The organism is Sphingomonas sanguinis, from assembly GCF_001476905.1.
In the GTDB taxonomy this organism is placed as follows: Bacteria; Pseudomonadota; Alphaproteobacteria; order Sphingomonadales; family Sphingomonadaceae; genus Sphingomonas; species Sphingomonas sanguinis_B.
Genome location: NZ_LDTE01000039.1, coordinates 35,036 through 46,049 on the forward strand (window position 1 = coordinate 35,036; position 11,014 = coordinate 46,049).

The following is an 11,014-nucleotide window of genomic DNA, read 5'->3' on the forward strand; positions in this document are numbered from 1 at the left end:
GACCATCACAGCAGGACGGCGGTGTCGGGAGCTTCGCCGGTCGCGAAGCCGCCGGTGATCTTCCACGCTGCCAGATCGATGATGGCGATCCGGTCATTCTCGAGTGCCGCGTACAGGATCGACCCTCCGGCGGGCAGGTTCAGACCCGGCGCGGCGGCGGGCAGCGCCAGTCGCGCTTCCTCGGCCAGCGTGGCGGGCGAATGGCGGGTCAGGCTCTTGTCGGCGGTGTTCGACACGATCAACCGGCCGTCCGCCTGCACGACCACCCGCACCGCCTCGCCGCGCAGGGTGGTACGGGCACGCGGGCGCAGCGTCACCGCGTCGAGCGCGTGGAGCACGCCTGCCGGGCGGTCGATGACATAGAGCGTCCGCTCGTCGGGGCTGAGCGCCAAACCCTCGGGTGCCTGGCCGATATGCTGCTTGACGGGCGCGAAGCTGGCATCGTCGGGGTCGACCATGATAACGGTGCCGCTCATCGTGTCGGCGACATAGGCGCGCGAGCCATCCGCCTTCACCACGAAATAGTGACTGCGCGCGCCGCCGACCGGGATCATCCGGTCGGGGCCGTCGGCGGTGGCGGGCGCATCGAAACGGGCGAGCAGGCTGTCGCTTTCGGACAGCGCATAGAGGCGGCCCTTCGCGTCCATCCGCATTCCGTGCCAGCGGCGATGCGGCGCCAGGTCGATGGTGCGGGCAAGCTTGCGATCGGCCAGATCGATCGCCCAAAGCTGGTGCCCACCCTCGCCGCCGAATTGCCAGCCCTTCACGCCGTAACCACCGATATAGGCGAAGCGTCCCGCCGGATCGGCGACCATCTCATGCGGTTGGGTGCCCAGCGGCACATGGCCGAGCGGACGCCCCTCGGGCAGGCTGTAGAAGGCGACTCGCCCCGCGCCCTTTTCCACCACGGCGAGCGAACGCGCCGGAACCGCCGCCTGGGCCCGCCGCCATGCCAGCGGCAGGAGGGAGGCCAAGCCCAGGGCGGCGACGCCCCACAGGCCCTGACGGCGATCGATCATGGGCATGGGGATACTCCTGGATGGCGCTGTGCTCGTCAGGTCAGACGAGGGGCGGGCGGGGATGTTCCGCCGCCCAGGAGCCAAGGCCCGGCTGATGCGTCTTTTATGGCGCGGAAGGCGTGCCGCCAGTTGCGGTGAAACGGTCCATTGAATAGGTGAGCTGCATGATCCGTCCACTCAACGAAAGCGTCGCCGTCGCCCCCCAGATCCGGCCGGAGGATGTCGCCGCGATCAAGGCCGCGGGCTACACCGCCATCGTCAACAACCGGCCCGATGACGAGGAGCCCGGCCAGCCCAGCGGCGATGCGATTCGCGCCGCCGCCGAGGATCAGGGGCTGGCCTATACCGCCATCCCGGTGACGCCGGGCGGGTTCAGCCATGAAATGGTCGACCAGATGACCCAGGCGCTGGTCGAGGCCAAGGGGCCGGTGCTCGCCTATTGCCGGTCGGGCACGCGCAGCTGCAATTTGTGGGCGCTGGCGGCGGCGAAAGCCGGGCGCACCCCGACGCTGATCGTCATGCAGGCGGAAAGCGCCGGATACGATCTGTCCGGTCTGCGCCCGACGCTGGACGCGCTGGCGGACGCCGCCGGATGAGCCTGCCCATCACCGGCGCACTGGCGGGCTGGGCGCTGGCCGGGCTGGGCGTCGGCACGGTCCTGGGCGGGGTCGGCATCGGCTGGCTGGTCCGCCATCGCCGCGACCGCCGCGTCGGCTCGCCCGAAGAGGTCGCGGCGGCGGCCGAGGCGGCGCTGGCGGGCTTTGCCGTCGCGGGCGCGGTGGTCGGAGCCGATGGGCAGGGCGCGCTGGCCGTTGCGCAGGACGGTCGCGTCGCGGCGATCAAGCTGCAGGGGCGGCGCATCGCGGTGCGCGAAATCCCCTGGGCGCGGGTCCGCTCGACCGCCGAGGGGATCGTGGCCGAAGTCGATGGCCGGTTCGGGCCGGTGATGCTCGCCGGGGTCGACGTGCTGGATATCCGCCGCCTGCGCGCCTGATCCTGATCATTCCTCCCCTGCAAGGGGAGGTGGCAGACCGAAGGTCTGACGGAGGGGTGTTCCGGTTGGAGAGGTTCGACCATCCTTGCAGATGGCGACACCCCTCCACCAGCTTCGCTGGTCCCCCTCCCCTTGCAGGGGAGGAATTTCCCCTCAATCCCGCAGAGCGCGTTCGCCTTCGTACATATAGTCGCGCGTGACCGGGACCGAGAGGCGCCCGCGCGTCAACTGCACCTGATAGTTGCACAGCCCGCCATTGCGGAACGCCGCGCCCGCGCCCGCCAGATAGAAGAGCCACATGCGATAGAAGCGTTCGTCGTACAGCTCGACGATGCGGTCCTTCGCGGCTACCGTCCGGTCGTACCAGATGTCGAGCGTCCAGCCATAATGGCAGCGCAGCACCTCGACATCGGTCAGGAACATGCGCAAGCCTTCCTGCGCGCGGACGATCTCCGACAGCGCCGGGTTGTAGCCGCCCGGGAAGATATACTTGGTCGTCCAGTCGTCGGTGACGCCCGGCCCGTTCAGCCGCCCGATCGTGTGGAGCAGCATCACACCGTCCTCGGTGAGGAGGTCGCGGCACTTGCGGAAGAAGGTGCGATATTGCGGCGGGCCGACATGCTCGAACATGCCGACCGAGACGATGCGGTCGAACTGCCCCTCGACGCGGCGATAGTCGATCAGCTCGAACTTCACCTTGTCCGACACACCCAGCGCCTCGGCCCGGGCGCGGGCGACCTTCAACTGTTCCTCGGACAGGGTGACGCCCAGCACTTCCGCGCCGCATTTCTGGTGGAGATACAGCGCCATTCCGCCCCAGCCGCAACCGATATCGAGGACCTTCATCCCCGGCTGGATCGCCAGCTTGGCGGCGATATGCGCCTTCTTGTCGCGTTGCGCCCGCTCCAGATCGTTCTGCGGATCGGTGAAGTAGGCGCAGCTATATTGCTTGTCGGTGTCGAGGAAGAGTTCGTACAGCGTGCCCGACAGGTCGTAATGATGGGCGACGTTCTTTTTCGACCGGCGCTCCATGTTGATCCGGTCGATGCGGTGCTTGATCGCGCCTGCCGCCCGGACGAAGCGCGACGGATTCAGGTTCGCGCGACCCGCTTCCCATTTGTCATTGGCGGTCAGCAGCTCGACGAGATCGCGGACATCGCCCTTCTCGACGACCAGCCGGCCGTCCATGAAGCATTCGCCCGCCGCGAGGGCGGGATTGCGCACGATCTGCCCGGCGACGCGGGCGTCGGTGAAGCGGATCGCGACATCGGGATAACCGGGTTCGGGCGAGCCGAACTCGCGGACCTTTCCATCATGATGGGTGAGAGACAGGCGGCCCTTGCGGACCGCGCGCGACAGAAAGAGATCGATCAGCGCCATACGGCACGCCCTAGTGTCTTAAATTCCGGCGTACCAGTCATAATCGACGTGATCTTCCCAATATCCGCCCTTGCCCAAACCTATGTTGGACAAACTTTCGACCGCATCGATCCGCATCAGATATTTGGCGTGCTTGTATCCCAGCTGTCGCTCGACCCGCAGGCGTAAGGGCGCGCCGTGCCCGACGTCGAGCATCCGACCGTTCATGCCCCAGGCCAGGATCGTCTGGGGGTGGAAGGCGTCGATCAGGTCGATCGATTCATAATAGGGCTGTCCGCCATAAAGGTCGGCGCAGGTGAAGACGACATAGCGTGCCCGCGTGCTGATATCGGCGGCCTTCAGGATGCTGCCCAGCATCGGCCCCGTCCATTCGCCGATCGCGCTCCACCCCTCGACGCAGTCATGGCGGGTGATCTGGCGGCGCGCGGGGAACTCGCCGATCTGGCGCAGCGATAGCGACAGCGGCTTAGCCACCAGCCCGCCGACCTTCAGCCGCCAGTCCTCGAACCGATTGGCGACCAGCGCGGCATATTCGGGCGTGCCGGGATTGCGCGTGCCGTTGGTGCGGAAGAAGGGCGACATCTGGTCGCGGCGATATTCGGGAGCGAGCGCGCCTCGGTCCATCAGCGCGCGTTGCAGCCCTTTCTGCATATCCTCGCCCGCGAACAGGATCTTCCGGGCGGTCGGCTGCTGGATCACCTTGTCGCAGCCCGCGAGGAGCAGCCCGGCGCCGCCGGTCAGGATGGTGCGACGTCCTATCATTCGGGAACCCTCCAGCGGCCGGTAATCATTGAGCGGAGTTCGTTGAGCGGCCCGGCCAGGATGACCAGCACCAGATGGACGATCAGGAACAGCGCCAGCAGCGTTGCCGTGATAAAATGGATCGACCGCGCTGATTGCCGTCCGCCCAGCAGGTCCAGCACCCAGGGCCAGGCCGCGTTCATGCCCGGCGATAGCGCGATGCCGGTCAGGATTGCGAGCGGCAAGGCGATGAACAGCACGCCCGCATAGCTCAGCTTCTGGAACAAGTTATAGGCACGCGGATCGCGCTCGTCGTGAAAGCGGAACGCCAGATGCCGCCGAAAATCGGCCCAGATCGCGGCGGGCCGCAACTCGCGCCCCCGGATACGCAAGTCGCGCTGGAAATGCCGCGTCGCCAGCCCGCCGATCATATAGGCGAGCAGCCCGAAGCCCAGCACCAGTGCGAAGAACAGATGCCAGCGCCGCGAGATCGCCAGATTGTAGCGCGCCGGGATGGTCAGCCAGTCCGGGAAATGGGGCAGGGTGGCCCAGGCGCGATCGAAATTCGCGCCATACCGCCCCCAATAGAGCCGGGGATGCGCGTTCGAGATGCCCAGCCCCGACCCCAGCAGGATCAGCACCGCGACCGCATTGACCCAATGCCAGATGCGAGTCACCACGCCATGGCGACGGATGACGGAACCCGGTTCAGCCGAAGCGGCTTCCGGGGCTCTTTCCGGCTCGGTCGGCGTTTCGGCTTCCATTCCCACTCCCTTTCCGGTGACCATTCATGATCGACAACTGGCATTTCTACGAACCCGTCAACGGTCATGGGCTGGCGCATGATCCCTTGAACGCGATCGTCGCGCCGCGCCCGATCGGCTGGATCGGCAGCCGGTCGAGCGCGGGCGTCAACAATCTGGCACCCTACAGCTTTTTCAACGTGTTCAACTACCGTCCGCCGCTGATCGGCTTTTCGTCGCAGGGGTGGAAGGACTCGGTCGCCAATGTCGCCGAGACCAAGGTCTTCACCTGGAACCTGGCGACGATGGTGCTGGCCGATGCGATGAACGCCAGCGCGGCGATGGTCGGGGCGGAGGTCGACGAATTCATGCTGGCGGGCGTGACGCCCGAGGATGGCCGGATCGTACCCGCGCCGCGCGTCGCCGAAAGCCCGGTATCGTTCGAATGCCGCCTGACTCAGCTGATCCGGCTGGAGACCAAGGAAGGGCGCGAACTCGACCAGTGGCTGGTCATCGGCGAGGCGGTCGGCATCCATATCTCTGCCGACCTGATCGAAAGCGGCGTCTATCAGACGGCCCGCGCCCGCCCCATCCTGCGCGGCGGCGGCCCGGTCGACTATTTCGAGGTGACCGAGGCCGCGCGGTTCGAGATGCGTCGACCCGACTGATCCAAAGGATGCGGGGATGGAACGAAATCACGTCGGGTGCGATCCATCCATCATCTGTCGGGCAGGCGATAACGCATGAGGCCCGGCAATGGAGGAGAGACCTATGAAGCCGTTCATTCCCCTCATGGCGGTCGCCGCGCTGTCGCTGGCGGCATGCGATCAGAAGACCGGCTCGACCACGGTCACGTCCAACGCCGCGACTGGTGAAGTCAAAGAAACCGAAACCGGTGCAGGCTCGCCCGTCGCCAAGCTGCAGCCCGGCAAGTGGGAGATCAAGACCCAGGTCAGCGACCTCAAGATGGAGAATATGCCCAAGGGCGTCAGTTCGACGCCGCCTGCGGCGACCAACACCGTCTGCCTGACCGCCGAACAGGCCGCCAAGGGCCCCGCCGAACTGCTGAAGGGTGCGCAGTCCGACTGCACCGTCACCAGCTCGACCTTTGCGGGCGGCAAGGTGGAAAGCGACCTGACCTGCAAGCTGCCCGGCAATATGACGATGAAGAGCAAGACCAAGGGCAATTTCACCGAAACCAGCTTCACCACCGATCAGGAGATGGAGATGTCAGGCGCCCACGCCATGTCGCAAAAGGTGCATAGCGAAGGCCGCCGCATCGGCGAATGCGACGCGGCCAAATAACATGCGAAGGGGGCCGGGGCGCACTGTCCCGGCCTTAACATCACCCACTAAAATGGATTGTATTTGGTATTAGAATGGGCTTAGGGGCGTGCCCGTGTCGCTGCGGCGACGGGAGACGCGCGATGGCTTGACGAGAATGCCGACGGATATTTGCGCCGGATCATGGTCTGGCCGCCGGTCATGGATGCGTGACGACCCGGGGGGGCTGACACCACATGGATCAGGACGACAATTTTCACTTCGCCCGGCTTGCGAAGTGGGGTGCCGGACATGTGGCCCATAGAAGGCCCTCAGTCGCTTATGTTGCAAGACTTGCGCGAGCTTCATCACTCCTTGCGGGCGCTGATGCAGGAGCATCGGGCGCTGTGCGAAGCACCCTCTCCCGATAGCCATGCGCTGGGGCATATTCGTTGGCGATTGGCGCATTCCAGCCGCCAGCGGATGACGTTTCTCCATGATGTCGTCTTCGTCACGGCCGAGCGCCATGCCGATGTCCCGGGCGCGGCCGATATGCTGTCGTACAAGGCTGCGCTGCCGGCCTATCGCCAGCGAATTTCGACGTTTCTGGCGCGGTGGCCGATGGACGCGATCATCGCCGAATGGAGTCTGTATCGTGCGGAGTCGGCGCGGTTTCGTCCCGAAATCCATCGCATGTTGCAGACCGAGGATCTGTTTCTGAGCAGATTGGAGGGCGGTCTGGCGACATCCGGCCGGATCGAACCGCTGCGTCCGACAATCGCTCTTCAGGCGAGATAACCCCGATAGAAGAACACCGCCGTCGTCACCGTGGTCAGCAGCAGCGTCCAGGCGCGGATCAGTCCGGCGGGCAACCGGCGTCCGATCAGCGCCCCGCTCCACCCGCCCAGGATGCCGCCCGCCAGCATCGGCAGGCACTGGGCCCAGGCGACCATGCCGGTCAGCACGAAGACCAGCGTCGCTGCCGCATTGGCGGTCGCCAGCATCAGCGTGCGCGGGGCAGCGAGCTGGGCGGGATTGCGCCCGGACAGTAATCCCCAGGTGGCGGTCAGCATCATGCCGATGCCGCCGCCGAAATAGCCGCCATAGACACCCAGCACCGCCTGCGCGGCGATCAACGCACGCGGGCCCGGCGTGGCGATCCGCGCCAGCCAGTCCGATGCATGCCGCCCGCCCGCAATGGCGAGCGTCGCGACCAGCAACAGCCAGGGCACGATCAGGTCGAAGGCGCGCGGTGGGGTGAGGAACAGCAACAGGCTGCCCAGCAGCGCAAAGACGAAGGTCAGCGCCGCCATGCGCCGCATCGACACGCCCATCACCGGCTCCAGGCCATGGCGATAGGCCCAGGCGCTCGCCATCGCGGCGGGCTGAAGCGCGACATTGGAGGTGGCATTGGCGACCGTCGAGGGCAGGCCCAGCGCGATCAGCGTCGGCATGGTCGAGAAACTGCCCCCGCCCGCCAGCGCATTCATCGCACCCCCGACAAAGCCCCCGGCGGCGGCCAGCGCGAGAAAGGTCCAGTCGGTCATCGGGTGGCGTAATGCATGGTGCGGCGCTTCCGTGCCTCAGGCGGGGGCGCGGGGCAAGCGTGCACTACATTCCTCCCCTGCAAGGGGAGGTGGCAGCCCAAAGGGCTGACGGAGGGGTGTCGCCGCTAGCCGTAACACCCCTCCACTATGCTGCGCATGGTTCCCTTCCCCTTACAGGGGAGGAAAGATAATTACCCCAGGGCTGCGAACTTCTCTTCCGCCTCGCGGTCGAGCTGCGCGCGGCTCTTCTTCTCGGCGGCGGTCTTCAGCTGGCCGCACGCCGCATCGATGTCGCGCCCGCGCGGGGTGCGGACCGGTGCCGAGATTCCGCCCTCGAACACGATGTCGGAAAAGCGGCGAATCCGCTCCGGCGTCGAGCATTCGTAATCCGCACCCGGCCAGGGATTGAACGGAATCAGATTTACCTTGGCGGGCAGGTCGTAATGGCGCAGCAGCCGGACCAGCTCATGCGCATCGGCGTCCGAGTCGTTCTTGTCCTTCAGCATCACATATTCGAACGTGATGCGGCGGGCGTTGTTGGCACCCGGATAGTCGGCGCAGGCCTGCAACAGCTCTTCGATGCCGTATTTCTTGTTCAGCGGCACCAGCTCGTCGCGCACGTCCTTGGTCACGGCGTGGAGCGACACGGCCAGGTTCACGCCGATCTCCGCGCCCGCGCGCGCCATCATCGGCACGACGCCGCTGGTCGACAGGGTGATGCGACGCTTCGACAGCGCCAGGCCGTCACCGTCCATCACCAGCTTCAGCGCATCGCGTACCGCATCGAAATTGTAGAGCGGCTCGCCCATGCCCATCATGACGATGTTGGTCAGCATGCGACCTTCCGGCTGGCTGGGCCATTCGCCGAGCGAGTCGCGTGCCAGCATGACCTGCCCGACGATCTCGCCCGCGGTCAGGTTGCGCACGAGGCGCATCGTGCCGGTGTGGCAGAAACGGCAGTTCAGCGTGCAGCCGACCTGACTCGACACGCACAAAGTGCCCCGATCGGCGTCCGGGATGAACACCATCTCGTAATCCTGCCCGTCGGCCGAGCGCAGCAGCCACTTGCGCGTGCCGTCGTTTGACACCTGCGCCTCGACCACTTCGGGACGGCCGATGACGAAGCGTTCCTCCAGCCAGGGATGCTGCGCCTTGGCAATGTCGGTCATGTCGGCAAAGCGCACCGCGCCGCGATTGTAGAGCCAGTGCCAGATCTGCTTGGAGCGCAGCTTGGCCTGCTTCAATTCCATGCCGCCGGACAGCAACGCCTCGCGCAACTGGTCCTTGGTCAGGCCGATCAGGTCGACGCGGCCATCGGGACGCGGTTGCACGCCGCGCGGCACGGGCACGGGATCGATGTGCCCCGGAATGGGCATGTCAGGAGTCATTCTTTGTCATCCGTTAGGCGGGAATTGACCTGCATATAGCAGTTTCGCACGCCATCGACGTGCTGGAGAAGATCGGGAGCAACCGGCGCGCCCATCGGGTCGAGCACGACATCGATGCCTTCGCGACGGGCGAGTTTGACGGGCGGTACGAAATCGGCGTCGGCGGCGACCAGCACGATCTGGTCGACCTGCCGCTTATGCGCCATCGCGGCGATGTCGAGGCCCAGCCGCATGTCTACGCCCTTCTGTACGACATCGAGTTCGAAATCGTCATCGCGCGGCGGATGTCCCTCGCGCCAACGGTGGATGGCGTTGGGACGCAATCGCCATGGCGAGAGATTTTCGTTCAGACGCCCAAGGCGCAGCGCGACCTTCCTCGTCTCATGCAGTCGCCGATGAATGGCCAAGCGCAGCTTGGCCTCCGGCGTCTGGGCCAGATTGATCGCGCGCTTGTCGATCGGCGTGTGGAGCCTTTTGGTCAGTGGCGGGCAGTCGTAGAAAAAGATGCGGTACAGTTCCGCCGTTTCCTGCGGCCGCCAATAGTCGGCGGCAACGGTCGACCATGCCGGATTGGCTTGCAGCCGTGCGGTGATGTGATGCGCCGCCATGCAGATCACGCCGAACGCCACATCCTCTGCCTCGCTGGCGACGAGATTGGGGAAGGCAGATTTGAAGCGGCGCAGAAAGAACGCGCCATCAATTACGACGGCAGTGGGCATCGATGGCTACCAGAAACGCAATGTCCCCGGAAGCTGGCCTTGAGCTGATGTCTGCTCTTGCGAGCGCCTCAAGACGGCTGCCGGGGACCTGATGAACAATACATAGTGTATAGATGCCGAAAAATCAAGTTCACGCCACGCACGCCAGCGTCGCCGCGTCGATCGCCGCCGCCGCGCCTGCCAGCGCATAGGTGTCGGCGAAGGGGCGGTGGCGCGGGTCGACGGTCGATGCGCTCATGCTGCGGCCCGAGCGCATGGCGGTGACCAGGGCATGGTCGGTGGCGGCATCGGGGGCCCAGACGTCCTGGGTCGTGCCGACCAGCGGAAAGCGCCGCTCGCCGATCGCCAGCGTGACCGGTGCGGCACGGTCGCGCGCCGTGCTGAGGTGCAGGTGGAAGGATTCGCGCAGCCGCCGGGCGGGCCAGGTGCCGACGCTGGCAAAACCATTCGGGCGACCGTTCGCCAGCACCGGCCGGGCGATGGCATAGCAGCGATCGGGATCGCGAAACGCGCCCCAGCCCTTGTAGATGCCGATCGTTTCGCGCGCGAGCACGGGGGCGGCGACCAGCGTCAGCAGCAGCGCCAGCCGCTTCATGGCCCGGCCCGGTGGATCAGCGTCTCCTGGCCCCCCTCGATCATCACGATCGATCCTTGCGGCAGGCGCTCGGCGACCGGCACGCCGCATAGCGGATCGTCGGCCAGGCTCAGCATCAGCCCGCGCAGCACCCGGCTCGACAGGCCGTGCATCAGGATCAGCCGGTCGCCGTCATGATCCGCCGTATCCGCCAGCCAATCGCCCAGCCGCGCCGCCATCGCCGGATAGTTCTCGCCATCGGGTGCGCCCACCGCCATGCCGTGCGGATGGACGATGGTCCCGTGGACCGCGCTCAGTTCCGCGAAGGTCTGGCCGCCCCAGCTGCCGAAACCCAGCTCGATCAGTCGCGAATCGTGATGGGTCTCGTGCCAGTCGAGCGCCAGATGCTCGGTAATGACCGCCAGGGTCTGGAGCGCGCGGCCGGTGGGCGAGGACCAGAGCGTCAAGGCGGGCGCTTCGCCCAGCCGTTGGCGCAGTACCTGCCCGAGCAGGTCGGCCTGGGCGAATCCTTTCCGGGTCAGCGGCGTGTGCAGGTCCGCCCGGTCGCCCTGGATTCGGCCGATCCGGTTGAACACCGTCTCGCCATGCCGGGCGATATAGTCGCGGCCCCTGCGGGCTGTCGGGC

At 66.2% G+C, this 11,014-nt stretch carries 14 protein-coding genes; 5 read left to right on the forward strand and 9 right to left on the reverse strand.

The window, feature by feature from the left end:
• Nucleotides 1–5: 5 nt before the first annotated feature.
• On the reverse strand, nucleotides 6–1,025 hold the full coding sequence (locus SB4_RS07265; RefSeq protein WP_193753757.1) for a YncE family protein: 1,020 nt from the start codon (nucleotides 1,023–1,025) through the stop codon (nucleotides 6–8).
• 158 nt (nucleotides 1,026–1,183) lie between these two features.
• Here SB4_RS07265 and SB4_RS07270 point away from each other — a divergent pair, with 158 nt between their 5' ends.
• Nucleotides 1,184–1,615, forward strand: coding sequence for a protein tyrosine phosphatase family protein (locus tag SB4_RS07270; RefSeq protein WP_058752036.1), 432 nt, complete (start codon nucleotides 1,184–1,186; stop codon nucleotides 1,613–1,615).
• Nucleotides 1,612–2,013 carry a hypothetical protein gene (locus SB4_RS07275; RefSeq protein ID WP_058717812.1) on the forward strand — a complete coding sequence of 134 codons (402 nt, stop codon included), beginning with the start codon at nucleotides 1,612–1,614 and terminating at the stop codon, nucleotides 2,011–2,013. Before SB4_RS07270 ends, SB4_RS07275 begins: the two co-directional genes overlap by 4 nt.
• 153 nt (nucleotides 2,014–2,166) lie before the next feature.
• On the opposite strand, the gene SB4_RS07280 is transcribed toward SB4_RS07275, so the two are convergent.
• The 3 genes from SB4_RS07280 to SB4_RS07290 are packed head-to-tail and all read right to left on the reverse strand — an operon-like array spanning nucleotide 2,167 to nucleotide 4,898.
• Nucleotides 2,167–3,393, reverse strand: coding sequence for an SAM-dependent methyltransferase (locus tag SB4_RS07280; protein WP_058752037.1), 1,227 nt, complete (start codon nucleotides 3,391–3,393; stop codon nucleotides 2,167–2,169).
• 18 nt (nucleotides 3,394–3,411) lie between these two features.
• The gene (locus SB4_RS07285; RefSeq protein WP_058752038.1) at nucleotides 3,412–4,155 is read right to left on the reverse strand and encodes a molybdopterin-dependent oxidoreductase; all 744 of its coding nucleotides are present in this window, start codon (nucleotides 4,153–4,155) and stop codon (nucleotides 3,412–3,414) included.
• Entirely contained in the window at nucleotides 4,152–4,898 is a 747-nt protein-coding gene (locus SB4_RS07290; protein WP_058752039.1) for a cytochrome b/b6 domain-containing protein, read from the reverse strand. The genes SB4_RS07285 and SB4_RS07290 overlap by 4 nt, the downstream gene beginning before the upstream one ends.
• A gap of 26 nt (nucleotides 4,899–4,924) precedes the next feature.
• Between SB4_RS07290 and SB4_RS07295 the strand changes: the two genes are divergently transcribed.
• From SB4_RS07295 to SB4_RS07305, 3 genes are all read left to right on the forward strand, one after another.
• Nucleotides 4,925–5,545 carry a flavin reductase family protein gene (locus tag SB4_RS07295; protein ID WP_058752040.1) on the forward strand — a complete coding sequence of 207 codons (621 nt, stop codon included), beginning with the start codon at nucleotides 4,925–4,927 and terminating at the stop codon, nucleotides 5,543–5,545.
• Nucleotides 5,546–5,648: 103 nt separating this feature from the next.
• On the forward strand, nucleotides 5,649–6,182 hold the full coding sequence (locus tag SB4_RS07300; protein WP_058752041.1) for a DUF3617 domain-containing protein: 534 nt from the start codon (nucleotides 5,649–5,651) through the stop codon (nucleotides 6,180–6,182).
• A gap of 261 nt (nucleotides 6,183–6,443) precedes the next feature.
• Nucleotides 6,444–6,938, forward strand: coding sequence for a hypothetical protein (locus SB4_RS07305; protein ID WP_153006120.1), 495 nt, complete (start codon nucleotides 6,444–6,446; stop codon nucleotides 6,936–6,938).
• On the opposite strand, the gene SB4_RS07310 is transcribed toward SB4_RS07305, so the two are convergent.
• The 5 genes from SB4_RS07310 to SB4_RS07330 form a co-directional block, all read right to left on the reverse strand.
• Complete coding sequence (locus tag SB4_RS07310; RefSeq protein ID WP_058752043.1) at nucleotides 6,926–7,687, reverse strand: sulfite exporter TauE/SafE family protein; 762 nt, start codon at nucleotides 7,685–7,687, stop codon at nucleotides 6,926–6,928. The two genes, SB4_RS07305 and SB4_RS07310, sit on opposite strands and share 13 nt — an antisense overlap.
• A 191-nt stretch (nucleotides 7,688–7,878) precedes the next feature.
• Complete coding sequence (gene rlmN, locus SB4_RS07315) at nucleotides 7,879–9,063, reverse strand: dual-specificity RNA methyltransferase RlmN (RefSeq protein WP_058752044.1); 1,185 nt, start codon at nucleotides 9,061–9,063, stop codon at nucleotides 7,879–7,881.
• An 8-nt stretch (nucleotides 9,064–9,071) separates the two neighbouring features.
• On the reverse strand, nucleotides 9,072–9,794 hold the full coding sequence (locus tag SB4_RS07320) for an NYN domain-containing protein (protein ID WP_058752045.1): 723 nt from the start codon (nucleotides 9,792–9,794) through the stop codon (nucleotides 9,072–9,074).
• A gap of 130 nt (nucleotides 9,795–9,924) precedes the next feature.
• Complete coding sequence (locus SB4_RS07325) at nucleotides 9,925–10,389, reverse strand: hypothetical protein (protein ID WP_058752046.1); 465 nt, start codon at nucleotides 10,387–10,389, stop codon at nucleotides 9,925–9,927.
• Nucleotides 10,386–11,014, reverse strand: a 629-nt coding sequence (locus tag SB4_RS07330) for a histidine phosphatase family protein (RefSeq protein ID WP_058752051.1), incomplete at its 5' end; no start/stop codon positions are given. The genes SB4_RS07325 and SB4_RS07330, both read right to left, overlap by 4 nt.